Source organism: Mobilicoccus caccae (genome assembly GCF_030161635.1).
In the GTDB taxonomy this organism is placed as follows: Bacteria; Actinomycetota; Actinomycetes; order Actinomycetales; family Dermatophilaceae; genus Mobilicoccus; species Mobilicoccus caccae.
Map to the genome: position 1 here is coordinate 825906 of NZ_BSUO01000001.1, position 26430 is coordinate 852335.

Sequence of the window (26430 nt, forward strand, 5' to 3'; positions counted from 1 at the left end):
CGCCTCAACTGCCGTCGGCGGTGAGGATCTCCCTGCTCCAGGTGTCGTCGGTGCGGGTGTAGACGATGCGCAGGTGCTTGCGGTCCGGTGATCCCTGCCAGAACTCGATGCGATCGGGGCGCACCCACCACAGGCGCCAGTCGCCATCGGCGACCAGGGACTGCGCCTGCGGGCTGCGGGCGGCGAGATCGGCGGCGCTCTCCTCGGGAGTGCCCTCGACGGCGCGACCGCGCACACGGACCGCCCGCGTGAGGGGCTGCCACCAGAAGCTCAGTGCCGCAGCAGGATTGTCGGCGAGTTGCTCACCCTTGCGGCTCGAGGCGGTGCTGGCGAAGGCCCAGCCGCGTTCGCCGACGTCCTTGAGGATGAGCAGTCGGGCATCCGGAATCCCGTCGGCGTCTGCGGTGGCCAGGGTCGTCGTCCGCGGCTCCGGCACGCCGGCCGTGACGGCGTCCTCCAGCCAGTCGAGGAAGAGCGCGGTGGGCTCGGCGGGGAGTCGCTCCAGGTCGAGGGTGGGCGGCGTACCGGTGAGGGCGGGGATGGCCGCGAGGCGGCGGCGCACGTCGTCGGTCATGCCTCGATCGTGTCACCTCTCCTCGAGCTGATCACCCCGGTTCGCCGGACGGCTCGCTCGTCCCGGGCGACCCGTCGTCGCACCAGCCCTGACGGACACGCCACGGAGGCCGCCCGGGCACGATCGGTGGTCCACGGCCACGTCATCGCGGCGAAGACGACGGCGAGCAGCGCTGCCACCGACAGCAGATACCACGGCCACGGCCCGAGCAGGTCGAGAGCCGAGGCGACACCGGGAGGCTCGGAGACGAAGCCGTAGTTCGTGCCGAGGACCGCGTTGACCGCGAGGGCGACCCCGGCCCAGCCCAGCGTCGTGAGGTAGCCGGCGGCGAACCCCCGCCAGGTCGGACGGTAGCCGAGCCCCCACACCAGCACGATCGGCGCGACCAGGGCGACGACGTGGAGGAACCAGTACATGCCGAACTCCAGGGCGGGGTTGCGGAAGTACACGAGATCCGGGGTGAGGACCGCCTGGAGATTGAGCGTCAGCCCCCAGTAGTAGGACATGACGACGGCCCAGCCCGAGCGCGTGATGAGCGCGACCCCGGTGATGACGCGCAGCCAATCCGAGAGGTGGAACGGCAGGGACTGGTGGACGTCGAAGTGCCCGGGCAGCCACCACCACACCATCCACCCCAGGCCGGCGGCCAGCATGACCCACCCGAACGCGCCGACCCAGCGCTCGGCACCCGGCCGTCGCGCGGCCGGCACACCGACGGCGATGGCGACGATGGTGATCGCCAACACGACCAGGTGGGGCGTGCTGTAGTTCTGCATGAACCCGATCTCGGGCACTCCTGCCATCACGGCTCGGAGCGTAGCGGCCCGGCGGTCCGCAGCGGGGGAGCCCGGGGGTAGCCTCACGAAATGGGAGAACTCCTCACCTTCGGGCACGGACGCCTCTCGGCCGAGGAACTCCTGGCGATGGTCGACGACGCCGGGATCCGGCGGGTCGTGGACATCCGACGCTTTCCGGGGAGCCGCGCGAACGAGGCCGCGGCGCGCGGACGGATCCCGGAGATCCTCGCCGAGGGCGGCATCGACTACCGCTGGGACGAGCGCCTCGGTGGTCGCCGCCGCCTGACGAAGGAGGAGGACGCGAACTCGCCGGACACGTGGTGGCGGGTCGCCGCCTTCCGCGCCTACTGCGCGTGGACACGGACGCCGGAGTTCCGTTGCGGACTCCACGAACTCCGCGACGACGTGGCGGCAGTGCGCACGGCGGTGATGTGCTCGGAGACCGTGTGGTGGCGGTGCCATCGGCGCATCGTGGCCGACGTCGTCACCGTCGACGGCGTCGACGTCGAGCACCTCCTTCCGGGCGGGCGCCTGGATCGACACATGCCCAGTGCCGGGGCACGCGCGGGTCCCGACGGGCTCGTCTGGGACGGATGACGGCGCGGCCGGAGGATGCGGTTGCACACAGCCGACGCCACCAGACCTCGGGCGAGCACGACGGCGGCGCCTACACGGCCTCACGGCATCACGAGATCGCGCTCATGTGCGACGACCTCGACTCGACGGTCGACGAACTGCGTTCTCGAGGTGCGGAGTTCGCCGGCGACGCGCAGGAGATGGGCTTCGGTCGCGGCATCATGCTGAGGGTCCCCGGGGCTGACGACATCCTGCTCTACCAGGCGCACCACGCCGCGGCGTACACCCTCGGCGACGCCTGAGGCTGCACAGACGACGCGGCGGCGCCCGATGACCGGGCGCCGCCGCGTGTCGCGTGCGGATCGATCAGTGCGCGGCGCCGGCCTCGTGCTTCTTCTTGGGCCAGGGCAGGACGTGCATGATCGCGACGATGACGGCGCCCACGATGAGGCCGAGGATCGCCGAGCCGACGGTGTTGGTGAGCCACTTCAGCGCCGGAGCGGCGGCGCCGGCGGCATGACCGACGACCTCCTCGGCGTGGTGGACCAGCGCGTACGGCCCGTGCCAGCCGAGGGTGTCGAAGCCGAGCAGGAGGATGTGGCCACCGACCCACAACATCGCGGCCGTGCCGATGACCGACAACGCAGTGAGCACCTTCGGCATCCCGCTGACCAGCAGGCGCCCCAGCTTCTGCACAGCACCGGACTTGTTCTTCGTCAGGTGCAGGCCGATGTCGTCCATCTTGACGATGAGCGCGACGACGCCGTAGACGCCGATCGTGATGCCGATCGCGACGACGATGAGGATGACCGCGCGCGACCAGAAGCTCTCGGCGGCGACCTCGTTGAGGGAGATGACCATGATCTCGGCCGACAGGATGAAGTCGGTGCGGATGGCGCTGGAGACCATCTGGTCCTCGGCCTCGGGCCCCTGCAGCACGGCGGGAGTCGTCTCCGCCTCCTCGTGCGGGTGGATCTTCTCCCAGATCTTCTCGGCGCCCTCGTAGCAGAGGAACGCGCCGCCCAGCATGAGGATCGGCGTGAGCAGCCAGGGCAGGAACTGACTGAGCAGCAGGATCGCCGGGAGGATGAACAGGAGCTTGTTGCGCAGCGACCCCAGGGCGATCCGCTTGATCGCCGGCAACTCGCGGTCGGCCTTGAACCCGATGAGATACCTGGGAGTGACGGCCGTGTCGTCGACGACGACGCCGGCGGCCTTGGCGCTCGCGCGGCCGGCAGCGGCACCGATGTCGTCGACGGAGGCGGCTGCGAGCTTGGCCATCGTCGCCACGTCGTCCAGCAACGCGACGAGACCGCCGCTCATGAGCGGCCCCCAGGGCCGAGAGTGATCGTCATGGGATCACGGTAAGGCTCTCGGCAGGCGACCGCGATGCAGCGCCCCGGGACGCGGCGTCGCCGGCCGGGATCGCCCGGGCGGGGAGGTCGTCCCCGCCCGGGCGGCGGCGTTCGGGCTCAGAGCCCGAGGGCGTTCACCAGGGCGTCGTTGAACGCCGGGAGGTCGTCCGGGATGCGGGAGGAGATGAGGTTGCCGTCGACGTGGACCTCTTCGTCCACGTACGTGGCGCCCGCGTTCGTGATGTCGTCACGAATCTTGTTGACGGCAGTGACGGTTCGACCCGAGAGGACATCCGCCGAGATGAGCAGTTGAGGCCCGTGGCAGATGGAGGCGACCGGCTTGCCGGAGGCCACGAAATCGCGCGTGAAGTCGACCGCGGTCTCGTCGATGCGCAGGTTCTCCGGCGAACCGCCGCCGGGGATGATGAGGAGTTCGAAGTCGCCGACGGTGGAGTCGGCGATCGTGGCGACGGCGTCGACCTTCGCGCCCTTCTTGCCCGTGAGCGTGCCTGTGCTCATGCCGATGACGGTGACGTCGACGCCCTGGGCGTCCAGGGCCTCGATGGGGCTGGTGGCCTCGGAGTCCTCGAAGTTCTCGGCGAGGATCATCGCCACACGACGGGGGGTGCTGCTCATGGTGGTCCTTCCCACGGAGTTCGTCGGACGCCGACCATCCTCTCGTCCATGGCGACGAGCCGCGACCTGGGCGATCCCCGCAGAACGCCCGGGGCGACAGCTGGTCGTCGGTGTGGCGGATGGGTCATGGTGAAGCCATGACGAGACTGCTGTGGCCCGACGTGCTCGACACCCCGACCTTCGACGACACCGAGGTGATCGTCTACGACGCCGCTGCGCCCTTACCGGAATCCGCGGCGGACGCCGATGTCTTCGTCGTGTGGGGACGGGACGGTCGCCGTATCCCCGACGACGCGCGTCTGTTGACGCGGGTGCGTCTGGTGCAGGGGCTCATGGCCGGCACCGAGGCCTTGGAGTCCGCCGGGTTCGGCGCGGACGTGGCGATCTGCTCAGGAGTCGGGTTGCACGATCGGCCGGTCGCCGAGCACGCCCTCGCGCTCCTGCTGGCGCTGGTCCGCAGGGTGCCGGACTGCCTCGAGGCGCAGCGTGAGAGTCGGTGGTTGAGCGAGTACGCCGGTCATCAGCCGTTGCACCACGAGGGTCCCGTCACGACGCTCATCGACGCCCGCGTGCTCATCTGGGGATTCGGGAGCATCGCGGCGACGCTGGCACCGATGCTCACCGCCCTCGGCGCGCAGGTGCGCGGTGTCGCGCGCAGCGCGGGGAGCGGCACGGATATCCGGTGGTCACCGAGGAGGATCTCGATGCGGCGCTCGCGGAGACCGACGTGCTCATCTCGATTCTTCCCGGAGGCCCGGCCACGCGCCACGCCCTCGACGCGGCCAGGTTGGAGCGCCTGCCCGAGCACGCCTACGTCGTCAACGTCGGTCGCGGGTCGACCGTGGATGAGGACGCCCTGGTCGAGGCGCTGAACGCCGGGCGCCTCGGCGGGGCCGCCCTCGACGTCATGGAGACCGAACCGCTGCCCGCCGATTCGTCGCTGTGGAGCGCCCGCAACATCGTCCTCACCCCACACTGCGCCGGTGGGAGGCCGGTGGGCGCGTCCGACCTCGTCGCCCACAACCTCGCGGCCATGAACACGGGATCTCCGCTGCGCAATCAGGTCGCCGGCGCCCCGGGCGCCACCACCTGAGGACCGGCAACGGCGAGACCGGAGCTCATGACCTCCGGGCTCGACGCCACCCTCCGGTTCAGGTGAGACGGGGTGCTCGGGCCAGTGCCGTCCCGACGCCGCGCAGCGCTCGGTCCCGGGCGGGTTGGAGCCGGGTGGCCAGGGCCACCTGCATGAGTGCGTGGGAGGTCCGCCGCAGGACGGCGCCCGGGAGGAGCCGGCGCGCCTCGTACCGCGTCAGGGCGCTCCCGAGGTCGCGGGTGTTCAGTTCCGAGGCGAGGATGCGCGCGCCGACGAGCGCCTCACAGGCACCCCGTCCGAGATTCGGTGTCATCGCGTGCGCCGCGTCACCGACGAGCACCGCGCGACCGTGGACCAGCCGCCGCATCGGCGGTGCCTCGTAGATCCGTTGCGCGAGCGTCGTCTCCGCGTCCGCCCGGCCGAGGACGTCGAGCACGACCGGGGCACGGTCGGCGGTGCCCTCGAAGACGCGACGGGCCTCCGCGAGCGCCTCGCCGACGTCGACGACCAGCGACCGACGCCACGGATCGCCGCCGGCCTCCGCGGGCAGGGCGCCGAGGTGGCTCACGTGCGTCGTGAACCAGTAGGTGCCGCCCGGCGCTTCGACGACGCCCGCGAGATCGCCACGCCCCCAGTACTCCCCGTTCTCGGGCGGCGTCCCGGGCAGGAGTCCGCGCAACGCCAGCCACGGCGTGAGGCGGGGCACGGTGTGCTCACCGAACGCGGAGCGCCGCACGACGCTGCGCACGCCGTCGGCACCGACGACCAGGTCGGCCGGCAACCTCTCGGGCCGGTCCACCCGCTCGTGCACCCGGCGGACCGTGTCCGGCACCGCCTGCTCCAACAGCTCGATCAACGCCGGCCGCAGGATCATCTGCATCGACGCGTCCGCGGGCGGACTCACCAAGGGACGGCCGGTCGCGTCCCGCAACGACCCCGTCCCCACCTCGTGGACGAGCCGGCCGGCACGATCACCGACTCCGAGATCGTCGAGCACGCGCCGGGCATCGGGCCACAGCGCCAGGGAGGATCCGGCCTCGGCCCGCTCGGGACGCTCCTCGTGGATCGTCACCGCGAACCGCTCCGGGTCCAGCAACCCCGCGAGGGCCAGGCCCGCGATGCTGCCGCCGACCACGGCGACGCGTGTCCTGCTCATCGGGGCGTGGCGAGGTCGGCGAACGCCGCCAGGACCGGCGCCCAGGCTCGGTGGACGGCCGGCATCTCGCGGCGGATTTCGACCATGGCGGCCTCCGCCCGCGCCACCGATCCGGCCTCCCGCTCCTCGCTCTGCGACGCGGCCCACGAACCGACGATGTCGACGTCGACCTCCGGATGGCACTGGACGCCCCAGGCACGCGGCCCGTACCGCAGCACCTGGATGCCGCCGCGGGGATCGTGGGCGAGCACGGTCGCGCCGGCCGGCGGGACGGTGACCAGGTCGCCGTTCCAGTGCACGACCCGCGCGTCGGCCCTCAGGTGCGCGAAGAGCGGGTCCTCGCGCCCCGCGTCGGTGAGTCGCACGGGAAAGACGCCCCAGAGCGGGTCGGGATGCCGCTCCACGGTGCCGCCGAGGGCGACCGCACCCAGTTGGTGGCCGAGGCACACCAGCAACGTGGGGATGCCTGCGCCGATCGCCTCGCGGATGAGGCCCTTGGTGGGGGCGAGCCACGGGTACTCGGCGTCCTGGTAGGCGTTCATCTCGCCGCCGAGGACGATCAGGCCGGAGTGCCCCGCCACCGATGGCGGCAGGTCCTCGCCCTGATAGGGACGGACGACGTGGGTCGGGGGTCCGTCGTCGGCGATGAGGAGTCCGGCGGGAGCGTCCGCCTCGTGCTGCACGACCAGGATGCTCATGTGTGCCCTTCGGATCGGCGTCGATGACTCGATCGATGGAAGCACATCGGCGGGGTGGGCGCCCGTGGATCAGAACCGGTGGCGGGGGTGCCTCCCGCTGCGCCCCGACCCGGGGACCCGGAGGCCACCATCGCGAGGAACTCGCTGAACATCGGCTCCCACGAGGAGCACACGGCGTCCATCCGCTCCAGATCCGGTTCGAGCGCGGCACGGGCCTCGGGGGTGAACAGTGGATGTCCGGCCTCGAGCAGCTCGGTCAGGGCCGCGCGGTCGAGGTAGGGGTGGCCCTGAAGCCCCCACGTCTGGGGCCCGAACCGGACGGCCTGGGGAAGGCCGGACTCGTCGACCGCGAGAACGGTGGACCCGACCGGCAGCCGGGTGAGGCCGAGGTCGCTCCACTCGATCCAGCGGGCGGTGGAGGGGACACGTGAGAACAAGGGGTCCAGACGCCCCTGGGCGGTGCGCGTGACCGCGCGGAGTCGGACCGGGATCGGCTCGGGAATCCCCGGCTGTGCGCCGAGGGCCCAGGCCACGAAGTGTGCTCCACCACCGATCCCGAGCGTGGGCATCTCGCGCCCGACGGAGGTGACGAGCAGGGCACCCAGGCCGCGGGTGTGGATGCGTTCGTCGTAGGGGCTGACAGCGCCCCCGACGACGAGCACTCCACAGAGGTTTTCGATACGCGGCAGGTCAGCAGCCGGATCGACCTCGTGCAGGGCAATGGTCACGCCGGAGTCCCGGCACCACTGAAGCAGCCTTTCGGGTGTCCGGACGCCCGGCAGGAGAGCGACGAGACAGGTAGACACCTGACCATCGTACTGAACGGTCGACCTGGAAGCGATCACGGCGCCCGGGCCTGCGACCAGCGGGTTGTTCGAACCCCGTGGCCAAACTTAACGAACAGGCCCTTCCGGTGCGAGCAGAGAACGCGCACAGCCGATCTCGGCGTTCACACCACGACGGCTCCGGACCTGACCGTCGCGAGGAACCGTTCGATACGGCCCACGGCCTCGGCGAGCTCGTCCTCGTGCGGCAGGGTGACGATGCGGAAGTGGTCGGTGTGCGGCCAGTTGAGGCCGGTCCCCTGCACGACCAGGACCTTCTGCGCCTTGAGGAGTTCGAGGGTGAAGGCCTCGTCGTCGGCGATCGGGTACACCGCGGGGTCGAGGCGGGGGAAGGCGTACAGCGCCCCCTTGGGCATCGTGCACGAGACGCCGGGGATGCTGTTGAGCATCTCGACGGTGATGTTCCGCTGCCGCGCGAGCCGGCCGGTGGGGTGCACGAGTTCCTCGATGCTCTGCCGGCCGCCGAGGGCCGTGGCGATGGCGTGCTGCGCGGGGTGGTTGGCGCACAGGCGCATGTTGGAGAGGATCTCGATGCCCTCGATGTAGCTCTGCGCGTGCTCCTTCGGGCCCGAGATGACGAGCCACCCGCTGCGGAACCCGGCTACGCGGTAGCTCTTGGACAGCCCGTTGTAGGTGAGGCACAGCAGGTCGGGAGCGAGCGACGCGGTGGGGATGTGGACGGCGTCGTCGTAGAGGATCTTGTCGTAGATCTCATCGCTCATGAGGATGAGCCCGTGCTTGCGGGCGATCCCGACGAGCCCTTCGAGGACCTCACGTGAGTAGACGGCGCCGGTCGGGTTGTTCGGGTTGATGATGACCATGGCCCGGGTGCGGTCGTTGACCTTGGCCTCGATGTCCGCGAGGTCGGGCGCCCAATCGGCCTCCTCGTCGCAGAGGTAGTGCACGGGAGTGCCGCCCGCGAGCGAGACCGTCGCCGTCCACAGCGGGTAGTCAGGCGCCGGGATCAGCACCTCGTCGCCGTTGTCGAGCAACGCCTGCAGCGTGGTCGTGATGAGCTCGCTGACCCCGTTGCCGAGGTAGACGTCCTCGATGTCGAAGCCCTCGACGCCGCGCTCCTGGTAGTACTGCACGATCGCGCGGCGGGCCGAGACGATGCCCTTGCTGTCGGAGTATCCGACCGAGGAGGCGAGCTGGCGCCGCATGTCGACGAGGATGCCCTCGGGCGCCTCGAAACCGAACGGGGCGGGGTTGCCGATGTTGAGCCGGATGATGCGGTGACCCTCGTCCTCCATCCGCTTGGCCTCGGCCGGGACGGGTCCCCGGATCGCGTAGTGGATGTCGGCGAGCTTGCGGGACTGGGAGACCGGGCGCATGCGCTCATCATGGCACCGCCGGTGGTGTAGGGCCGCGAACGGCACAGACCTCGAGGCGCTCTCTTCACCTCACCTCACGGGCCGCGTCGAGGCGCCGCGACTCCTCGTCGTCGTGGCGGCGAGGACCGGGGTGCCGCCGACAGAGTCGCAGGTCAACAGGACTTCGCGCCAAGTCCTTGGTTCCACCCGCTGCCCGTCGATAGGGGATGCGGAGCGTGGCGGGCGGCGGAGGAGGGGCCGCCGCCCGTCACGCGCCTTTCCACCCCGCCGGCGCACTCGCGCCCGTCGCTGCAGGGTGATGAACCCCCCGGCCGGCATGACGAACGTCATCCCCGCCCCGTGCACGCCTCACCCGGACCGATGCCCGGGCTCATCGCCTCACCGCCCCGACCGGCACCACGATGAAGACATGACGACAACGCTTCTTCGTGCAACCGGGCTCCACCGCCGCTACGGCCACCCCCGCACCGGGTTCGAGGCCGTGCGCGGTGTCGACATCGAGGTCGGGCCGGGCGAGTTCTTCGCCCTCCTCGGCACCAACGGTGCGGGCAAGACCTCGACGATGGACCTGCTCGAGGGCGTCGCCCGCCCGACCGCGGGCAGCGTCGAGATCGCCGGCCTCGACCCGTTCACCGACCGCCGCCGCCTGCGTCCGCACATGGGTGTGGTGCTGCAGAACGCCGGGTTCTCCGGGGACCTCACGGTTCTCGAGACCGCCCGGATGTGGGCGGGCACCATGGCCGCACCGCGACCGGTCGAGGAGGCGCTCGCCATCGTCGACGTGCACGAGCGTCGCGACGTGCCGGTGCAGAGCCTGTCCGGTGGTGAACGCCGGCGCCTGGATCTGGCCCTGTCGATCATGGGCAAGCCCCGCATCCTCTTCCTCGACGAGCCGACGACCGGCCTCGATCCCGAGAGCCGCCACCGCGCCTGGGACGTCCTCGGAGGCCTGTTGGACGACGGAACGGCGATCGTCCTCACCACGCACTACCTCGAGGAGGCCGAGCGGCTGGCCGACCGGATCTCGATCATGCACGAGGGACGGATCGCCACCTCGGGGACGCTGTCGGAGATCGTCGCCGGCGCACCCGCCACGATCTCCTTCCAGACCCCGGGGGTCACCCTCCCGCGGATCCCCGACGCGCGCGTCGAATTCGACGGCCCGCGCACCGTCCTGCGCACGCCGGAACTGCAGCGCACCCTGCGCGAGCTGCTCGCCTGGGCGGGCGACGACATCGACCTCGTGGGCCTGCGTGCCTCGGCCGCCTCGCTCGAACAGATCTTCCTCGAGATCGCCGGCACCACCGACGCCGCGCAGTCGGCCGCCGCGTGAGCGGGCCGACCATGACCACGCCAGCTTCGAATCACCAGGAGACAGCGATGCACAGCGAGACCTCCACGACCGACCCGACCACGCGCGACACGACCGCCCGCGACACGACCACCCCCGGCGGCGTGACGCCGACGGGCTCGAGCGTCGCCACCGCCGCTCGCCCCGTCACCCTTCCGGAGGTGCGCCCCGCGAGTCGCCTCAAGCAGGCTCTCTCCCTCGCCGGCGCGGAGTGGCGCCTGCTGCGGCGCAACAAGGTCGCCCTCATGAACACCCTGCTCATGCCGGCACTGATCGTGGTGTTCTTCTCGGCGATGCCCATGGGCAACGATCTGGGCTTCGGGCGACTCGCCCCGATCCTCATCCTCGGAACGGCGCTGATCTTCGTCGTCTACTACACCCTCGTCACCGCGCTCGTCGCCCGCCGTGAGGCCTACGTGCTGCAGCGGTTGCGCACCGGCGAGGCGTCCGACGCGGTGATCCTCACGGGGCTCTCGCTGCCCTTCGCGCTCATCACGATCCTGCAGACCGTGCTGTGCGTCCTCGGCGCGGCCCTGCTGCTGGGCGTGGGGATGCCGCCGAACGTGCTGCTGATCGGCGTGGCCATGGCGCTCGGCACCATCGTGTGGTCCCTGCTGGGCATCGCCTCCACCGGATTCACCCGCAGCGTCGAGCACGCCCAGATCACTACTCTCCCCTTGATCTTCGTGCCGCTGCTCCTGTCGGGCATCTCCTTCCCGCTCACGATGCTGCCCGACTGGGCCCAGCGCATCGCCGCCTGGACCCCGCTGAACCCCGTCGTCGAGCTCATGCGGCTCGGCATGGCGGGAGTGGACGCCGACGGCACCGCGCTCACCTTCGCCGAGACGTTCACCGCGGCCGGCATGCCCGTGCTCGTGCTCGTCGTCTGGACCGTCCTCGCCGCCTGGCTCGTGCGCCGCTACCTGAAGTGGGAGCCGCGCCGGTGACATCGGTGCTCACGGACGAGTGGCAGGCATGATCGGAACCATGGATCACTCCGCCACCACACACGCCACCGGGGCGCGGGCCGACGACATCGTCGGTCCGCGCAGCGAACGTGAACGTCGCCGCTTCGAGGCCTACTGCCGCTGGTCGATGCACGTGATCCTGCTCGGCGCCGGAGTCGTGGCGGCCGCGGGCTCCCTGTCGGCCGGACGCGCGGGGGTGCGCGCCCACGGCTGGAGCCCGGAGACCGGGCTGCTCATCGGCGCGGTCTCCGCCGGAGTCGCGATCGTGTGGACGGCGCTGGCCATCGCACTCACGGAGTTGCTGTGCACCGAGCGCCCGGTGCCGCCCGTCGTCGTCCGCTCCTTCGCCGTCATCTCGGTGATCGGGATGGTCGGGCAGGCGGCTCTGGTGCCCTCGACCGGGATCCGTGAGCAGGGTGCGGGACCGTTCATCGGCCTGGGACCCGCCATCCTCATCGGCACGGCAGCGGTCGCCGCCCTCACCAAACGGTGGCGTCTCGTGCTGGCCGGCACGGTGATCGGGTTGATCGTCCTCTACCTGGTGTACGTGGTCGGGCCGCCCGGGCTGTCCACCCCGCGGCCGCGGCCGTGATGGTCATGACGACGTGGCTGTGCATCGTCATCGTCCCCACGGCGATGGCGACGCGATGGATGATCGACGTCGTCCGCCGCCTGTGGCGGTCGCGGCAGGTGGCCGCCGACCTCGCCGTCGCCGAGGAACGCCTGCGCTTCTCCCGCGACCTGCACGACGTCTTCGGACGCACCCTGTCCACCGTCGCGGTCAAGAGCGAACTCGCCGCCGAACTCGCCCGGCGCGGCGACGACCGCGCCGCCGAGGAGATGATGGCCGTCCGCGAGATCGCGCAGAGCGCACTGACCGACGTCCGCGGGCTCGTCCGCGGCTATCGGCGTATCCAGCTCGACGACGAGGTCATCGGTGCGCGGTCGGTGTTGCGCGCCGCCGGGATCCGCACCCGCGTGCTGGGACTGGACGACCCCGAGGCGGTCGCGGCGCGGCTGTCGGACCCGGCCGCGGAGGCGCTCGCGTGGGTCGTCCGCGAAGGCGTCACCAACGTGCTCCGGCACGGCCAGGCCGGCGAGGTGCGCATCACCGTCGACGAGGCGCCCGACCACGTTGTGCTGACCATCGAGAACACCTCGCTCAACGCCGTGACCCGCACGCCGGGCGGGACCGGACTCATCGGTCTGCGGGAGCGGGTGGAGGCCGTGGGCGGATCACTCGAGGCGGGCCCGTCGGAGTCCGGATTCGCGCTGGTCGCCGGGGTTCCGCTGCACTGAGCTGTGGAGCGCGAGGAGGCAGCGCGGCCGACGAGGCGCGACACCCTGCGGCTCGTCGGCCCGCCGCCCGGTTAGCCTGCTCACAGGAGGTGCCGCCATGGTCCGTCTGCTGCTGGCCGACGACGAGAACATGTTCCGCGACGCGCTCGCGACCCTGCTCGGTCTGCAGGACGACCTCGAGGTCGTGGCCCAGGCCGCGTCGGGGGCCGAGGCCATCGCCGTCGTCCGCTCCAGCGAGATCGACGTCGCCGTGCTGGATCTGCAGATGCCGGGCATGGACGGCATCGCCGTGGCCGAGACGTTGCTGGCCATGACCCCACCGGTGAGCTGCCTCATCGTCACGAGCCACGGACGCCCCGGTTATCTCAAGCGGGCTCTGGAGCTGGGCGTTCGCGGGTTCCTGCCCAAGACCGCCTCGGCCGGAGTGCTCGCCGACGCCATCCGTGCCGTGCATACCGGTGGTCGGTATGTCGACCCCGAGTTGGCCGCCGACGCCATCGCCGCGGGGGCCAACCCGCTCTCGGCCCGCGAGGCCGACGTCCTCGAACTCGCCGCGGAGGGCGCTCCCGTGGACGAGATCGCGGCCCGTGCTCATCTGTCACCGGGAACGGTGCGCAACTACCTGTCGGCGGCCGTGGCCAAGACCGGCGCGAACAACCGGCACGAGGCCGTGCATTTGGCCCGCGACCGCGGTTGGATCTGACCGACGAACTCGGACCGCCTCCGGGTGGAGGCGGTCCGAGTCGGTGGGAGTTGGTGGGAGCCGGCGTCAGTTCGTGGCGTCGGCGTGATCGGTGGAGCGTGGTTCGGCCTCGGTCGAGCCCGGCACGGTGTGGGGGCCGCGGTCCTTGAGGGCGTGGCCGGTGAGCAGGCCCACCATGAACAGCCCGATCGAGAGGGCACCCACGGCGAAGATCGTGTCACCCGGGGTGCGCATCCACCGAAGGACGGTGAGCACGGGGTCGTACAGGAACTCCGGGCTGCGGGCGTACCACAGGCCCTCGTTCATGCTGGCCCACGCCTGGGCCAGACCCAGCGGCAGCAGGCTGAGCAGCGCCATGGCCAGCAGTCCGCCGTTCATGGCCCAGAAGCCCAGCTTGAGCGGCCAGTCGTTCCACTCCCGCCCCGGCATGAGGCTGCGCACGCAGAACAGCATGAGACCGATGCCGAGCATCCCGTACACCCCGAACAGCGCGGTGTGCGCGTGCAGGGGAGTGAGGTTGAGGCCCTTGACGTAGAACAACGAGATCGGCGGGTTGATGAGGAACCCGAAGACGCCGGCGCCCAGCATGTTCCAGAACGACACCGAGATGAAGAAGTAGATCGCCCACTTGTAGCCCGCGACCCACTCGCTCACGCGGAGGATCTTGAGGTTGCGGAACGCCTCGAAGCCCATCAGCGCCAGCGGCACGACCTCCAGCGCACTGAACGTCGCACTCCATGCCATGACGGCGTCGCTGCCACCCGAGAAGTACAGGTGGTGACCGGTGCCGATGATGCCGCCGAGGAGGAAGATCGTCGTCGCGGCGAGCGTGGCCGTCGTCGCCATCCGCGGACGCACGAGGCCGAGGCGGGCGAAGAGGAACGCGATGACCACGGTGGCGAAGACCTCGAAGAAGCCCTCGACCCACAGGTGCACGACCCACCAGCGCCAGTACTCCAGGATCGACAGGTGGCTGTCGCGGCCCATGCCGAACGCGGCACCGAAGAACGAGGCGATCGCGAAGCAGCTGATGAGCAGCATGATGATGAGCGTGCGCTGCGAGCCACCGGCCAGCGGCGCGTTGGCCGTCGGCGCGGCGCGGCCGCCCTTGGCGCGGCGCACGGCCGGCCACATCGACCGGAACATGAGGAAGAACCACAGGAACAGGCCGATGAAGAGCCCGATCTGCCAGAGACGGGCCAGGTCGAGGTACTCCATGCCGGTGGTGCCGAGCCACCAGTTCATCGGGGTGCCGTACCCCATCTTGCCGGTGATGGACAGCCACTGGCCGGCCATCGAGCCGGCGACGACGACGATCAGCGCGCCGAACAGCACGTTGACGCCGAGGCGCTGGAACTTCGGCTCGAAGCCGCCCACCGCGGGGCCGACGTAGAGACCGGTGGCGAGCCAGGCCGTGGCGATCCAGAGGATGCCGAGCTGGGTGTGCCAGGTGCGGGCGACCGCGTACGGGAGGATCTGATCGATGGGGATGCCGTAGAGCGCGCCGCCCTCGACCCCGTAGTGCGCCGTGATAATGCCCACCGCGATCTGCAGCACGAACAGGGCTCCGACCACGAAGAAGTACTTGAGCGTGGCCTTCTGCGAGGGCGTCGACTCGTATCCGAGCAGCGGGTCGTTCGACGGCGGACGCTTGGTCACCTCGTCCTCGGGGTGGTGGCTGTGGTACCAGACCATGCCCGCGATGCCCATGAGGAGCACGATGAAGCTGATGATGCTCCACAGGATGTTCGGCGCGTTCGGCACGTTGTCGACCAGCGGCTCGTGCGGCCAGTTGCGCAGGTAGGTCGCGTCGCCGGGCTCGGTCTCGGTGGACGCCGCCCAGCTACCCCAGAAGAAGAACGCGTTCATCTTGCGCATCGCCTCGGGGTCGTCGATCGTCCCGGCCGGGATGGCCATGTCGACGTTGCCGTTCATGAAGACGTCGGCGTAGTGCGCGGCGTTCGCCTCGTAGGCGGCGGCCCGGGCCGGGCTGATCGTGATCGTTCCGGTCGACGGGTCGTAGGTGTTGGTGCGGAACGCCGTGACGACGTGGGCGTCGATCGCGCCCTTGTCCTCCGGAGAGGCGGCGTCGTAACCGGGCAGGCCACGCTCCTGCACGTAGGAGCTCTGCACGTGGACCGCCTCGCGGTGCAGCCAGTCGGCGGTCCAGTCGGGGGCGACGTAGGAGCCGTGGCCCCACACCGATCCGATCTGGTGGCCGCCGATGGACTGCCAGACCTGCTGGCCGGCGAGCACGTCGCCTTCGTTCACCAGCACCTCACCGTCCGTCGAGACGACCTGGGTGGGGATCGGCGGTTTGTTGTCGTTGATGTCGACGCCCATCCAGATGAGGACGCTGAACGACCCCACGACCACCGCCAGCAGCGCGGCCCACCATCGCCGCTGAGCGATGAAGTGGTGCCGGGCGTCGTCGTCGTCCGGTGGTGGGGTGGCGTCCTGTCGAGCCGGAAGCGTGGTACTCACGAGGTACTCCTACCAAAAAACACGATATTGACCGTGCAAAACATACGCCCACCGAGGTGGCAAGCCGAGCGCTGGGTTCCCGGTCAGGTCGTGACTTGCATCACAATCCGCGCCAGGGGCGAGGCCGAGCGTACTCCCGTTCCGGCCCGGATCGAGGCGCGATCCCGCGGCCGGTTCCCCGGGTCGGCCTCCTGGCGCCGGCCATCGAGTCGCCATGCAGCACAAAGCTCCGCGCGCATGCGCGAGGAGCCCGGTGCTGCCTGTCTCAGTCGACGTCAGTTGACCTCAGTTGACCTCGGTGACCGAGGCCGGTCCGGTGAAGCTGCCGGTGACCCCTTGGGGGTTGCCCGGGTTCTGGAACTGCTCGCCTCCGGACGGGTCGACCTCGTGGGGTGCCAGGGTGCCGTCGGCGATGCTCTCGGCCCAGTGGCAGGCCACTTTGTGCGGTCGTTCGTCGGCAGCGCGACCGGTCGTGTGGATCACCCGGAGTTCGGGACGCTCGGTGTCGCAGCGGCTCTCCTGCCGCCAGGGGCAGCGGGTGTGGAAGCGGCAGCCGCTCGGCGGGTTGGCCGGGCTCGGCAGGTCGCCGGCGAGGAGGACGCGTCCGCGTCGGTCCTCCACCGTGGGGTCGGGCACGGGCACGGCCGACATGAGCGCGCGGGTGTAGGGGTGCAGCGGCTCCTCGTACAGCGCGTCGGCGTCGGCCTCCTCGACCAGCGCGCCGAGGTACATGACGCCCACGACGTCACTGATGTGGCGCACCACCGCGAGGTCGTGGGCGACGACGAGATAGGTGAGACCGAACTGCTCCTGCAGGTCCTCCAGGAGGTTGACGACCTGCGCCTGGACCGAGACGTCGAGGGCCGAGACCGGCTCGTCGGCGACGATGAGCTTGGGGTCGACCGACAGGGCGCGGGCGATGCCGATGCGCTGACGCTGGCCACCGGAGAACTCGTGGGGGTACTTCTTGAGTGCGGCGGGCGGGAGGCCGACGGCCTTCAACAGGTCGCGCAGGCGGGTGCCGGCGGCCTTCTTGTCCTTGACGAGTCCGTGCGCCTGCATGCCCTCGAGCAACAGGGACTCGATCGACTGCCGCGGATCCAGGCTGGAGAGCGGGTCCTGGAAGACCATCTGCATGTCCTGGCGTCGCCGCCGCAGGGTCTCACCCTTGAGCGAGGCGATGTCCTCGCCGTCGAAGTGCACCGAGCCGGCGGTCAGCTCCTCCAACTGCAACAGCGCGCGGCCGAACGTCGACTTGCCACATCCGGACTCACCGACGAGCCCGTAGGTCTCGCCCTGACGGATCTGCATGTCGATGCCGTCGACCGCGTAGACGTGCCCGACCGTCCGGTCGAAGATGACACCGCGCTTGATGGGGAAGTGGACCTTGAGTCCCTTGACGTCGACCAGGACGTGCTCGTCCGGGCCGGCCCCGAGATCGCCCGAGGACACCTCACGGTCGGAGGCTGCGGTACTCATCGGGTCTCCTCCGGGTTGGGAACGGGATTGTGGCAGCGCAGCGCTCGCGGTCGGACCGAGCGGCTCGGCTCGTCGACGAGCTCCGGGGTCTGCTCCCGACAGATCTCGATGGGCTGCGAGCACCGCGGCGCGAAGGCGCACGCATGCGTCCACGGCAGGTTGTCCGCCACCGACCCGGGCACCGGGTTGAGGCGCTCACCGCGCGGGGCGTCCAGACGGGGGATGGAGGCCAGCAGCCCGTTGGTGTAGGGGTGGCGGGGAGCCGCGAACAACTCGTGCCGGTCGGCGCGCTCGACGATCCGGCCGCCGTAGAGGACGTTGACGCGGTCGCAGAGACCGGCGACGACACCCAGGTCGTGCGTGATCATGATGAGCGCCGTGCCGGTCTCCTCGACGAGTTCGCGCAGCAGCATGAGGATCTGCGCCTGGATCGTCACGTCGAGGGCGGTGGTCGGTTCGTCGGCGATGAGCAGCCGCGGTTCGCAGGCCAGCGCCATGGCGATGAGCGCGCGCTGGCGCATCCCGCCGGAGAGCTGGTGCGGGTACTCCTTGAGCCGCCGGTCGGGGTCAGGGATGCCGACGCGCTTCAGCAGATCGGCCGCCACCGGCCGGGCCTCGGAGCGCTTGAGTCCCCGGTGCCGTTCGATGACCTCGGTGACCTGCAGGCCGATCGGCACGACGGGGTTGAGCGAGCTGAGCGGGTCCTGGAAGATCATCGCCACGTCGCTGCCGCGTCGATCGCGCATCTGCTTGTCGGACAACGTGAGCAGGTCGGTGCCGTCGAAGTCGACGCGTCCGGTGACCTTGTTGCCGCGGTGGGGGAGCAGCCCCATGATCGCCAGCGAGGTGACCGACTTGCCGCAGCCGGACTCGCCGACCAGGCCGACGGTCTGGCCGGGCTGCACCTCGAAGGTGACGTGATCGACGGCCGTGAACGACTCCTGCCCCTGGCGGGTGAACTCCACGGTGAGGTCCTCGACGCGCAGCAGCGGGCCCTCCCCGCGGGCGTGATGACGTCGACCGTCGCCGGCGCCGGCCGCGTCGGTCGCCGTGGCCGCGGTGCTTCCGCTGGTGGTGCGGGCCATGGCTATCGCCTCGTCTTCGGGTCGAGTGCCTCACGCAACGACTCGCCCATGAGGGTGAAGCCGAGCGCGACGACGATGATGCACGCCGCGGGGTAGAACGCGAGATGCGGGAATCCGGCCAGGTACTGCTGGGAGGCGCCGAGCATCTGTCCCCACTCGGGGAGACGGTCGTCGGGGTTGCCCAGGCCGAGGAAGGAGAGCGCGGCCGCGTCGATGATCGCCACGGCGAGCACGAGGGTGGCCTGCACGATGACCGGGCCGAGCGCGTTGGGCAGCATGTGCCGGAACACGATCGGCGCCTTCTTGACCCCCAGGGCCCGGGCGGCGAGCACGTGGTCGCTGTACCGCTGGGCGATCATCGAGCCGCGTAGGAGGCGGGCGAAGATCGGGATCTGCACGATCGCGATGGCGAGGATGACCGTCCACTGGCTGGGGTTGGCGAAGATCGCGGCGATCGAGAACGCCATGAGCAGGCTCGGGATCGAGAGCATCACGTCGACGATGCGCATGACGAGGGCGTCGACCCAGCCGCCGAACGCGCCGGCCAGGGTGCCGAGCACCAGGCCGCCGAAGAGTCCGCCGAGGGTGGCCAGCACACCGACGATGAGCGTCTGACGGCTGCCCACCATCAGGCGTGAGAGCAGGTCCCGCCCGAACCAGTCGCCACCGAGGACGTACCCGGGCTGGGGGCCGGGGATGGGGTTGGTCTGCTGCCGGATCTGCGGGTACAGGTCCTGGGCCGTGGGGTCGTGCGGGGCGATCCACGGGGAGATGATCGCGAGCACGACGAACGAGAGGGTGATGAAGGCGCCGAAGAGGAACAGCGGGTTGCGGCGCAGGCGACTCCACGCGCTGGCCAGCAGGCTCACGCCCTCGCCGGAGTCGATACGGCCCGCGTCGGCGACCGCCACCGAGGAGTCGGACCCGCCCGCGGCTGCGGGAGCTCCCCGGGCCGACGACGCGGCCAGGGAGTCGATGCGGTCCTTCTTGGAAGAGTTCATCGCGCCGTCCTCACACGCGGGTCGATGACCGCGTACAGCAGGTCGACGACGAGGTTGACGAATACGTAGACGGCCGCGGCGGCCATGATGAGCAGTTGGAGCATCGCGTAGTCGCGGAGCTCGAACGACCTGGCCAGCGCGTCGCCGATGCCTGGGAAGGCGAAGACCTTCTCGGTGAGCACGGCCCCGGCCAGCAACGACCCGACCTGCAGACCGATCGTCGTGACCACCGGGAGCATCGCGTTGCGCAGCACGTGGCGGTTACGGATGACCGGCAGGGTGAGGCCCTTGGCCTCCGCGGTGCGCACGTAGTCCTCGTCGAGCACGTCGAGCACGCTCGCGCGGGTGATGCGGAAGATCACCGCGAACGGGATGGAGGACAACGCGATTCCGGGGAGGATGAGGTGTTTGAACGCGTTCCAGGCGGCGTCCCACTCGCGTGTGAGCAACCCGTCGAGCACGAAGAAGCCGGTGATGCGGGTGGCGTCCATCGTGGCCGACTGACGGCCCGAGGCCGGGAGCCAGCCCAGCTCGATCGCGAAGACGTAGCGGAGCAGGAAGCCGAGGAAGAAGACGGGGACGGCGACGCCGACGAGGGAGAGCAGCACCCCGCCGAGGTCGAGCGGACGACCGCGGTGACGGGCGGCGAGGTATCCGGCCGGCACGCCGATGAGCACGGCCAGAAGGATGGCGAACAACGACAGCTCGATCGTGGCCGGAAAGCGTTCCACGAGGATCGAGACGACCGAGCGCCCGGGGAGCACGCCGGTGGAGACACCGAAGTCGCCGGACAGGGCCCGCATGAGGAATCGCCAGTACTGCACCCAGATCGGCTGGTCGAGGCCCAGGGCGGCCTCGAGCTGCGCTCGGGTCTCGGGGGTGGCCCGCTCGCCGAGCAGCGCGGAGACCGGGCCCCCGGCAGGGATCTCAGCCACGCGAACAACAACAACGAGAGGACGAGGACGACCAGCACCATCTGGGCCAGGCGTCTGACGATGTACCTCAGCACGGGAGGACCTTCCGAGAGTTCACCCGAACGGGTCCGGCCGCGTGGTTCGCGGCCGGACCCGTCGAGTCGGGGCGGATCAGTTCGAGACGGTGACCTGGTCGAACTTCTCGTCGGTCAGCGGGCTGGGCGTCACACCCTCGACACCCTTGGCCAGGGCGATGGCGGGCGGGCTGTGGCTGATCGGGATCGCCGGGAGGTACTCCTGCATGATCTTGGCGTTGATGTCCTCGTACTTCTTGGCGCGCTCCGCCTCGTCGACGGTGCCGTCGGCGTCCTTGAGAGCCGCCGACAGGTCCTTGCCCCAGGGGTACTCGGAGGTCTTGAAGCGGTTCTCGGTGTCGCCGAAGAACGTGCCGATGAAGTTGTCGGCGGTGTTGTAGTCGCCGGTCCACCCGAGGAAGAAGGCTCCGGCCTGTCCGGCGTCGACCTGGTCGAGGTAGCCACCGTTCCAGGGCTTGGTGGTGGGCTGGACCTTGATGCCGACGGCCTCGAGGTCGGTGCGCATCGCCTCGTAGAGACGCTGCGGGGCCGGCATGTACGGACGCGTCACCTCGGAGGGGTACCAGAACTTGAGGGTGAAGCCCTCGGCGCCGGCCTCCTTGAGGAGCTGCTTGGCCTTCTCGGGGTCGTACGGCGCGACCTGCAGGCTCTTGTTGTAGCCGGCGACGGTCTCGGGGATGAACTGCGTCGCGGCCTTGGCGCCCTCGGGCAGCTGGGTCTGGACGATCTGCTCACGGTTGATGGCGTGCTGGATCGCCTGACGGACCTTGAGGTCCTTGAGCTCGGGGTTGGCCTTGGCGTTGAGGCCCAGGTAGAAGACGTTGAACGCGGGGCGGACCTCGACCTTGTTGCCCTCGCCCTTCAGCGCCTCCCAGTCGACGGGGTTCGGGAAGTCATACCCCTGGATGCTGCCGGCCTGGAGCTCCTGACGACGGGTGCTCTCGTCGGGGATGATGCGGAAGATCAGCTTGGAGAGCTTGGCCTTGGTGCCGTGGTACTCCTCGTTGCGGGCGAGGCTGATGGTGCCGTTGGCCTGGTCGTAGCTTTCGAACTTGAGCGGCCCGGTGCCGGTGGGGTGCTTGGTGGCGTACTCGGAGAACACGAAGCCCTCACCCTGCGCCTTGACGTCGTTGGCCTTGTACTGATCCATCGCGGTCGGGCTCTGCATCGCGAACGAGGAGAGGCCGAGCAGCGCCGGGAACTTGCTGGTGACCCGGTTGAGCACGATGTCGACGGTCTTGGGGTCCTTGGCCGTGCACGACTTGTAGAGCGAGTCGGCCTTGCCGTCGGTGAATCCGCCGAAGTTGTCGGTCCAGTACTGCGACACCGCGGCCGTGGCACCGGCACCGGTCTGGCCGTACATGCGCTCGAAGTTCTTGCAGACGGCCTCGGCGTTGAAGTCGGTCCCGTCGTGGAACTTGACGCCCTCCTTGAGGGTGAAGGTCCAGGTCAGGCCGTCGTCGCTGGGCTTCCACTCGGTGGCGAGAGCGGGTGCGGGGTCGGCCGTGCCGGGCTTGAAGCCCACGAGGCCCTCGAACATCTGACGGGTGACGCGGAACGTCTCGCCGTCGGTGGCGTAGAAGGGGTCGAGCACCTTGGGAGCGCCCGCCGCGCCGAAGGTGAAGGTGCCGCCGCCTCCGCCCTGCGTACCACCGCCCCCGGAGGTGTCCTCGCGCTGCGACTGGGCGCACGCGCCGAGGGTGAGGACGAGGATGGAAGAGGCTGCGACTGCGGCCAGCGACCGGATCCGGCTCATGAAGGAACCTTTCTCAGGGGCCGGGCGGGCCCGGCGGTGGACTGTCGCGAACAGTACTTAACGACCGGGTCCACGTCCGGTGATCCGGCTCACACGGGCGCGTCGTCACCGAATCGAGACCTGGCCTCAGGCCCTCGCGTCATGCCCATGTGCCCTCACGCAGCGACGGCGCCCCGGGGGACGCCGTCGCTGATCGGATGTCTGGTGTTCAGGTGAGTTTCACTGCTGCACATACTCGATGAGTTGATCGCGCTCGTCCTGCAGGAGCGCCATCCGGGCCTTGACCACGTCTCCGATGCTGACGATGGCCACCAGATCGGTGCCGTCGATGACCGGAACGTGACGGAACCGGTTCTGCGTCATGAGGTCGGCCAGGGCCACGACGGTGTCGCGGGCCGTGCACGTGCGCACCTCGGAGGTCATGATGTCGGCGACGGTCAGATCGCGGAGTCCTGCGCCGTGCTCGGGCAGCGCCCGCACGACGTCGCGCTCGCTGACGATCCCGTCGATGCGGATCCCGTCGGTCGAGACCACGACGGCGCCGATGCGGTGCTCGGCCAGCAAGGTCGCCAGCGCGGCGACGGTATCGGTGGGGGAATCGTGACGACGTCGGAACCCTTGGCCCTGATGATATCGGCGATCAACATGACGACACGTTACCGACAACTGGGGCCCGGAGTCACCGGTGGCTCGTGTGCATTCTCGTGATTCCCCCTGGAACACAGATGGATCCGGGCACGATCCCACCTTTCGGACTCCGGCATCATGGCGCGGGTGAGGATCGTGCCCGTCGTCGCCGCCGCCATCGTCGACTCCCTGGAGCGGCCCACGACCGTGCTCGCGGCAAGGCGCACGCGGCCGGAGCACCTCCGCGGACGGTGGGAGTTCCCCGGCGGCAAGGTCGATTCCGGGGAGAGCCCCGAGCAGGCGCTGCACCGCGAGCTGGCCGAGGAACTGGGTGTGCGGGTCGTCCTCGGTGATCGACTCCCGGGCCCGTTGCCCGGTGGCGACTGGCAGTTGGTGCCGCCGTACCGCATGGGGGTGTGGCTCGCCCGGATCGTCGAGGGGACGCCGCGACCACTGCAGGATCACGACGAACTCCGGCTGCTCGATCTGGCGTCGCTGGAGGCGGTGCCGTGGCTGGAGAGCAACGCCGACATCGTCGCCTCGCTCGGCTCGGTTCTGCGTGCCTCGCGCCCCCACTGATCGCGCGCGTTCGGAGCATGGCGCGATTCCTGAGAGAATCAGGCACGTGCCTACGCAGACCAACATGACCCGCGGTGACATCCGCAACGTCGCCATCGTCGCCCACGTCGACCACGGCAAGACCACGCTCGTGGACAAGATGCTGATCCAGGGCGGTGCCTTCCAGGGCCACCAGTCCGGCGGACAGATGGACCGCGTCATGGACTCCGGTGATCTCGAACGCGAGAAGGGCATCACGATCCTCGCCAAGAACACCGCCATCCACTACAACGGCCCGTCCGCCGCCGGCCACCCCGAGGGCGTGACGATCAACATCATCGACACCCCCGGCCACGCCGATTTCGGTGGCGAGGTCGAGCGCGGCCTATCGATGGTCGACGGGGTCGTCCTGCTCGTCGACGCCTCCGAGGGTCCGCTGCCGCAGACGCGGTTCGTGCTCCGCAAGGCGCTGGCGGCCAAGATGCCGGTCGTGTTGTGCATCAACAAGGTCGACCGGCCCGACTCGCGCATCGCCGAGGTCGTCGACGAGGCGTACGAGTTGTTCATGGATCTCGACGCCGACGAGTCGCAGATCGAGTTCCCGATCGTCTACGCCTCGGCCAAGGCCGGCAAGGCGTCGATGGAGCGGCCGGCCGACGGGACCCTGCCCGACAGCCCCGACCTGGAGCCGCTGTTCCGCACGATCATGGAGACGATCCCCGCGCCGCGGTACGACTCCGAGGCGCCGCTGCAGGCGCACGTCACCAACCTCGACTCGAGCAACTTCCTCGGCCGCCTCGCGCTGCTGCGCGTGTTCAACGGTGAGATCCGCAAGGGCCAGCAGGTCATGTGGTGCCGCCACGACGGCGAGCAGAAGCCGGTCAAGATCACCGAGCTCCTCGTCACCGAGGGGTTGGAGCGCAAACCGGCCGACAAGGCCGGGCCGGGCGACATCATCGCCATCGCGGGCATCCCCGAGATCACCATCGGCGAGACCCTCACCGACGTGGAGGACCCGCGGCCGCTGCCGCTCATCACCGTCGACGAGCCGGCCATCTCCATGACGATCGGCACGAACACCTCGCCGATGGTCGGCCGGGTCCGCGGAGGCAAGGTGACGGCGCGTCTGGTCAAGGACCGTCTCGACCGCGAGCTCGTCGGCAACGTGTCGCTGCGCATCCTGCCCACCGAGCGCCCCGACGCCTGGGAGGTCCAGGGCCGTGGTGAACTCGCGCTGGCCATCCTCGTGGAGCAGATGCGCCGTGAGGGTTTCGAGCTGACCGTCGGCAAGCCGCAGGTGGTCACCAAGGAGATCGACGGCAAGCTCCACGAGCCCGTCGAGCACCTGACCATCGACACGCCCGAGGAGTGGCTGGGCGCGATCACGCAGATCCTCGCGGCCCGCAAGGGACGCATGGAGCAGATGACGAACCACGGCACCGGCTGGGTGCGCATGGAGTTCGTCGTCCCCGCCCGCGGTCTCATCGGATTCCGCACGGAGTTCCTCACCGAGACCCGCGGCGCCGGCATCGCCCACCACGTGTTCCACGGGTACGAGCCGTGGTTCGGCCCGATCTCCACCCGCCAGGCGGGATCGCTGGTGGCCGACCGTTCGGGTGCCGTGACCAGCTACGCGATGGTCAACCTGCAGGAGCGCGGGATCCTCTTCGTCGAGCCGACGACCGAGGTGTACGAGGGCATGATCGTCGGCGAGAACTCCCGCGCCGACGACATGGACGTCAACATCACCAAGGAGAAGAAGCTCACCAACGTGCGCGCCTCCTCGGCGGACAACTTCGAGAAGGTCATCCCGCCCAAGAAGCTGTCTCTGGAGCAGAGCCTGGAGTTCTGCCGCGACGACGAGTGCGTCGAGGTGACCCCGGAGGCCGTGCGCATCCGCAAGGTCGACCTCGACCAGGTGAGCCGGGCCCGCAACGCCGCCCGCGCCCGCAGCGACGCGAAGAAGGGCTGACCCTCCTCACCTGACACAGCACCTGAGGTCTGAGACAGCACCGCACGCGCGCCTGTCTCACCCTCAGGTGCTGTCTCACTTTTCTCAGAAGACGTGTGGAGGAGGGGAACGTGATCGCTGCAGGTGCCGTCGCGGATGCGGCGACCCGCGCCTACTGGCGCCTGACGGGCCGGGAGATCGAACTCGACGGCGAGCAGGCGTGGCTCGACGCGCCGGTCAGTGCGGGGCCGCGGGTCGACGACGGGTGGATCGAGCGCCACGCCGCCTCCGTCGGGGGCGGAGTGGCGACCCCGCAGGGGGCCGGGCTGCTGGCGGACATGAGCCTCCTCGACGGGCCGGAGTTCCGGGCTCGGGAGCTGGAGGGGCAGGTGCGCGCTTTCTACGAGCACACCTCCCGGTGGCGCATGGAGGTCTGGTTGGGCTGGTCCCGGTGGCTGCGCCCGGGTGGAGCCGTCGTGGGTGCCGCCTTCGGCAGGCGTGTCGGTCAGCTCGCCATTCCCGTGGATCCGTTGGCGGTGGCGCACGGCATGGACAGCGAGGTGCGCGTCATCACCGACGGATCCGGCTGCCAGATCGCGGCCGCGTGGCTCCGGCGCCTGCGGGCCACGGGGGAGTACGTGTACAGCGGGTGCTACGGGGTGAGGCGGCTGCCGGGAACCGAACAGCCGCGCGTCCATGTGGCGTTCCCGCTGGAGCAGGGCAACGTCCAGGTGTTCCTGCGCCCCGAGGTCGGCCCCGGTGGCTCACTCCGCCTGACGTCGCCGAGGGGGAGGTTCGGATCGGACGGCGCCTACGTGGTGGTGCGTCGGGGTGGGCGGGCCGACGCAGCCAGGGTTCCGATCCACGAGGAGTTCCACGTCTACGTGGACGACGAGGGTGTCCTGCGCACCGATCACCGACTCGATCTCTGGAACGCCACGGCCGTGCGGCTGCACTACCGCCTCACCGAGGCCGAGCCGGCCGACCCGCCGGCCCGCTGACCCCTGCTCACCTGACACAGCACCTGACGTCTGAGACAGCACCGCACGCGCGCCTGTCTCACCCTCAGGTGCTGTCTCAGATGCTCGCGGTCGA

Annotated in this window: 24 protein-coding genes and 2 pseudogenes; 11 read left to right on the forward strand and 15 right to left on the reverse strand. The window is 70.0% G+C overall.

What is annotated here, in order from left to right:
- Positions 1-4: 4 nt before the first annotated feature.
- Both QQK49_RS04090 and QQK49_RS04095 read right to left on the reverse strand, forming a co-directional pair.
- Positions 5-574 carry a pyridoxine/pyridoxamine 5'-phosphate oxidase gene (locus QQK49_RS04090; RefSeq protein ID WP_284302829.1) on the reverse strand — a complete coding sequence of 190 codons (570 nt, stop codon included), beginning with the start codon at positions 572-574 and terminating at the stop codon, positions 5-7.
- Positions 571-1377, reverse strand: a complete 807-nt coding sequence (locus tag QQK49_RS04095) for a YwaF family protein (RefSeq protein ID WP_284305819.1) — start codon at positions 1375-1377, stop codon at positions 571-573. Before QQK49_RS04095 ends, QQK49_RS04090 begins: the two co-directional genes overlap by 4 nt.
- Positions 1378-1440: 63 nt before the next feature.
- Here QQK49_RS04095 and QQK49_RS04100 point away from each other — a divergent pair, with 63 nt between their 5' ends.
- Positions 1441-1968 carry a DUF488 domain-containing protein gene (locus QQK49_RS04100; protein ID WP_284302830.1) on the forward strand — a complete coding sequence of 176 codons (528 nt, stop codon included), beginning with the start codon at positions 1441-1443 and terminating at the stop codon, positions 1966-1968.
- A complete protein-coding gene (locus QQK49_RS04105; RefSeq protein ID WP_284302831.1) occupies positions 1965-2249 on the forward strand; it encodes a VOC family protein in 285 nt (94 codons plus the stop codon). The genes QQK49_RS04100 and QQK49_RS04105 overlap by 4 nt, the downstream gene beginning before the upstream one ends.
- A gap of 64 nt (positions 2250-2313) precedes the next feature.
- Here the strand turns inward: QQK49_RS04105 and QQK49_RS04110 are convergent, their stop codons facing one another.
- Both QQK49_RS04110 and QQK49_RS04115 read right to left on the reverse strand, forming a co-directional pair.
- On the reverse strand, positions 2314-3270 hold the full coding sequence (locus QQK49_RS04110; RefSeq protein ID WP_284302832.1) for a DUF808 domain-containing protein: 957 nt from the start codon (positions 3268-3270) through the stop codon (positions 2314-2316).
- Between the two features lie 149 nt (positions 3271-3419).
- Positions 3420-3938, reverse strand: a complete 519-nt coding sequence (locus tag QQK49_RS04115; protein WP_284302833.1) for a type 1 glutamine amidotransferase domain-containing protein — start codon at positions 3936-3938, stop codon at positions 3420-3422.
- A 137-nt stretch (positions 3939-4075) separates the two neighbouring features.
- On the opposite strand from QQK49_RS04115, the pseudogene QQK49_RS23145 reads away from it, so the two are divergent.
- Positions 4076-5031: pseudogene (locus QQK49_RS23145) on the forward strand (NAD(P)-dependent oxidoreductase).
- 58 nt (positions 5032-5089) lie between these two features.
- On the opposite strand, the gene QQK49_RS04130 reads toward QQK49_RS23145, so the two are convergent.
- The 4 genes from QQK49_RS04130 to QQK49_RS04145 form a co-directional block, all read right to left on the reverse strand.
- On the reverse strand, positions 5090-6187 hold the full coding sequence (locus QQK49_RS04130) for a flavin-dependent monooxygenase (RefSeq protein WP_284302835.1): 1098 nt from the start codon (positions 6185-6187) through the stop codon (positions 5090-5092).
- Positions 6184-6885, reverse strand: a complete 702-nt coding sequence (locus tag QQK49_RS04135; protein ID WP_284302836.1) for a type 1 glutamine amidotransferase — start codon at positions 6883-6885, stop codon at positions 6184-6186. Before QQK49_RS04135 ends, QQK49_RS04130 begins: the two co-directional genes overlap by 4 nt.
- Positions 6882-7613: a type 1 glutamine amidotransferase family protein gene (locus tag QQK49_RS04140; RefSeq protein WP_284302837.1), complete on the reverse strand. Its 732-nt coding sequence runs from the start codon at positions 7611-7613 to the stop codon at positions 6882-6884. Before QQK49_RS04140 ends, QQK49_RS04135 begins: the two co-directional genes overlap by 4 nt.
- 221 nt (positions 7614-7834) lie before the next feature.
- The gene (locus tag QQK49_RS04145) at positions 7835-9064 is read right to left on the reverse strand and encodes a pyridoxal phosphate-dependent aminotransferase (protein WP_284302838.1); all 1230 of its coding nucleotides are present in this window, start codon (positions 9062-9064) and stop codon (positions 7835-7837) included.
- A 409-nt stretch (positions 9065-9473) separates the two neighbouring features.
- Here QQK49_RS04145 and QQK49_RS04150 point away from each other — a divergent pair, with 409 nt between their 5' ends.
- From QQK49_RS04150 to QQK49_RS04170, 5 genes are all read left to right on the forward strand, one after another.
- Positions 9474-10397, forward strand: a complete 924-nt coding sequence (locus QQK49_RS04150) for an ABC transporter ATP-binding protein (RefSeq protein WP_284302839.1) — start codon at positions 9474-9476, stop codon at positions 10395-10397.
- A gap of 47 nt (positions 10398-10444) precedes the next feature.
- A complete protein-coding gene (locus QQK49_RS04155) occupies positions 10445-11362 on the forward strand; it encodes an ABC transporter permease (RefSeq protein WP_284302840.1) in 918 nt (305 codons plus the stop codon).
- Positions 11363-11402: 40 nt separating this feature from the next.
- Entirely contained in the window at positions 11403-11975 is a 573-nt protein-coding gene (locus QQK49_RS04160; RefSeq protein ID WP_284302841.1) for a hypothetical protein, read from the forward strand.
- 5 nt (positions 11976-11980) lie between these two features.
- Positions 11981-12682 (forward strand): sensor histidine kinase, encoded by a 702-nt coding sequence (locus QQK49_RS04165; RefSeq protein WP_284302842.1) that lies wholly within the window; start codon positions 11981-11983, stop codon positions 12680-12682.
- A gap of 97 nt (positions 12683-12779) precedes the next feature.
- Complete coding sequence (locus tag QQK49_RS04170) at positions 12780-13385, forward strand: response regulator transcription factor (protein WP_284302843.1); 606 nt, start codon at positions 12780-12782, stop codon at positions 13383-13385.
- A 66-nt stretch (positions 13386-13451) separates the two neighbouring features.
- Here QQK49_RS04170 and QQK49_RS04175 read toward each other — a convergent pair whose 3' ends face one another.
- From QQK49_RS04175 to QQK49_RS04205, 7 genes and pseudogenes are all read right to left on the reverse strand, one after another.
- On the reverse strand, positions 13452-15869 hold the full coding sequence (locus tag QQK49_RS04175; RefSeq protein WP_284302844.1) for a nitric-oxide reductase large subunit: 2418 nt from the start codon (positions 15867-15869) through the stop codon (positions 13452-13454).
- 285 nt (positions 15870-16154) lie between these two features.
- A complete protein-coding gene (locus QQK49_RS04180; protein ID WP_284302845.1) occupies positions 16155-17348 on the reverse strand; it encodes an ABC transporter ATP-binding protein in 1194 nt (397 codons plus the stop codon).
- A complete protein-coding gene (locus QQK49_RS04185; protein ID WP_284302846.1) occupies positions 17345-18433 on the reverse strand; it encodes an ABC transporter ATP-binding protein in 1089 nt (362 codons plus the stop codon). Before QQK49_RS04185 ends, QQK49_RS04180 begins: the two co-directional genes overlap by 4 nt.
- A 2-nt stretch (positions 18434-18435) precedes the next feature.
- Positions 18436-19434 carry an ABC transporter permease gene (locus QQK49_RS04190; protein ID WP_284302847.1) on the reverse strand — a complete coding sequence of 333 codons (999 nt, stop codon included), beginning with the start codon at positions 19432-19434 and terminating at the stop codon, positions 18436-18438.
- Positions 19431-20443 (reverse strand): annotated as a pseudogene (locus QQK49_RS04195) (ABC transporter permease). Before QQK49_RS04195 ends, QQK49_RS04190 begins: the two are co-directional and overlap by 4 nt.
- Positions 20444-20519: 76 nt before the next feature.
- Positions 20520-22199 carry an ABC transporter substrate-binding protein gene (locus tag QQK49_RS04200; RefSeq protein WP_284302848.1) on the reverse strand — a complete coding sequence of 560 codons (1680 nt, stop codon included), beginning with the start codon at positions 22197-22199 and terminating at the stop codon, positions 20520-20522.
- 219 nt (positions 22200-22418) lie between these two features.
- Complete coding sequence (locus tag QQK49_RS04205) at positions 22419-22763, reverse strand: CBS domain-containing protein (protein ID WP_348536084.1); 345 nt, start codon at positions 22761-22763, stop codon at positions 22419-22421.
- Positions 22764-22964: 201 nt separating this feature from the next.
- Between QQK49_RS04205 and QQK49_RS04210 the strand changes: the two genes are divergently transcribed.
- From QQK49_RS04210 to QQK49_RS04220, 3 genes are all read left to right on the forward strand, one after another.
- Positions 22965-23405: a (deoxy)nucleoside triphosphate pyrophosphohydrolase gene (locus QQK49_RS04210; RefSeq protein WP_284302849.1), complete on the forward strand. Its 441-nt coding sequence runs from the start codon at positions 22965-22967 to the stop codon at positions 23403-23405.
- 64 nt (positions 23406-23469) lie between these two features.
- A complete protein-coding gene (typA, locus tag QQK49_RS04215; RefSeq protein ID WP_284305820.1) occupies positions 23470-25356 on the forward strand; it encodes a translational GTPase TypA in 1887 nt (628 codons plus the stop codon).
- A gap of 110 nt (positions 25357-25466) precedes the next feature.
- Positions 25467-26336, forward strand: a complete 870-nt coding sequence (locus QQK49_RS04220; protein WP_284302850.1) for a hypothetical protein — start codon at positions 25467-25469, stop codon at positions 26334-26336.
- Positions 26337-26430 lie beyond the last annotated feature (94 nt).

Bases quoted from the DNA above. Each gene is read 5' to 3' on its own strand.
- QQK49_RS04200 (WP_284302848.1), bottom strand. From the start codon at position 22,199: ATGAGCCGGATCCGGTCGCTGGCCGCAGTCGCAGCCTCTTCCATCCTC.
- QQK49_RS04110 (WP_284302832.1), bottom strand. From the start codon at position 3,270: ATGAGCGGCGGTCTCGTCGCGTTGCTGGACGACGTGGCGACGATGGCC.
- QQK49_RS04130 (WP_284302835.1), bottom strand. From the start codon at position 6,187: ATGAGCAGGACACGCGTCGCCGTGGTCGGCGGCAGCATCGCGGGCCTG.
- QQK49_RS04095 (WP_284305819.1), bottom strand. From the start codon at position 1,377: ATGGCAGGAGTGCCCGAGATCGGGTTCATGCAGAACTACAGCACGCCC.
- QQK49_RS04210 (WP_284302849.1), top strand. From the start codon at position 22,965: ATGGCGCGGGTGAGGATCGTGCCCGTCGTCGCCGCCGCCATCGTCGAC.
- QQK49_RS04160 (WP_284302841.1), top strand. From the start codon at position 11,403: ATGGATCACTCCGCCACCACACACGCCACCGGGGCGCGGGCCGACGAC.
- QQK49_RS04100 (WP_284302830.1), top strand. From the start codon at position 1,441: ATGGGAGAACTCCTCACCTTCGGGCACGGACGCCTCTCGGCCGAGGAA.
- QQK49_RS04150 (WP_284302839.1), top strand. From the start codon at position 9,474: ATGACGACAACGCTTCTTCGTGCAACCGGGCTCCACCGCCGCTACGGC.
- QQK49_RS04185 (WP_284302846.1), bottom strand. From the start codon at position 18,433: ATGGCCCGCACCACCAGCGGAAGCACCGCGGCCACGGCGACCGACGCG.
- QQK49_RS04090 (WP_284302829.1), bottom strand. From the start codon at position 574: ATGACCGACGACGTGCGCCGCCGCCTCGCGGCCATCCCCGCCCTCACC.
- typA (WP_284305820.1), top strand. From the start codon at position 23,470: ATGACCCGCGGTGACATCCGCAACGTCGCCATCGTCGCCCACGTCGAC.
- QQK49_RS04165 (WP_284302842.1), top strand. From the start codon at position 11,981: ATGACGACGTGGCTGTGCATCGTCATCGTCCCCACGGCGATGGCGACG.
- QQK49_RS04145 (WP_284302838.1), bottom strand. From the start codon at position 9,064: ATGCGCCCGGTCTCCCAGTCCCGCAAGCTCGCCGACATCCACTACGCG.
- QQK49_RS04180 (WP_284302845.1), bottom strand. From the start codon at position 17,348: ATGAGTACCGCAGCCTCCGACCGTGAGGTGTCCTCGGGCGATCTCGGG.
- QQK49_RS04190 (WP_284302847.1), bottom strand. From the start codon at position 19,434: ATGAACTCTTCCAAGAAGGACCGCATCGACTCCCTGGCCGCGTCGTCG.
- QQK49_RS04135 (WP_284302836.1), bottom strand. From the start codon at position 6,885: ATGAGCATCCTGGTCGTGCAGCACGAGGCGGACGCTCCCGCCGGACTC.
- QQK49_RS04170 (WP_284302843.1), top strand. From the start codon at position 12,780: ATGGTCCGTCTGCTGCTGGCCGACGACGAGAACATGTTCCGCGACGCG.
- QQK49_RS04155 (WP_284302840.1), top strand. From the start codon at position 10,445: ATGCACAGCGAGACCTCCACGACCGACCCGACCACGCGCGACACGACC.
- QQK49_RS04105 (WP_284302831.1), top strand. From the start codon at position 1,965: ATGACGGCGCGGCCGGAGGATGCGGTTGCACACAGCCGACGCCACCAG.
- QQK49_RS04115 (WP_284302833.1), bottom strand. From the start codon at position 3,938: ATGAGCAGCACCCCCCGTCGTGTGGCGATGATCCTCGCCGAGAACTTC.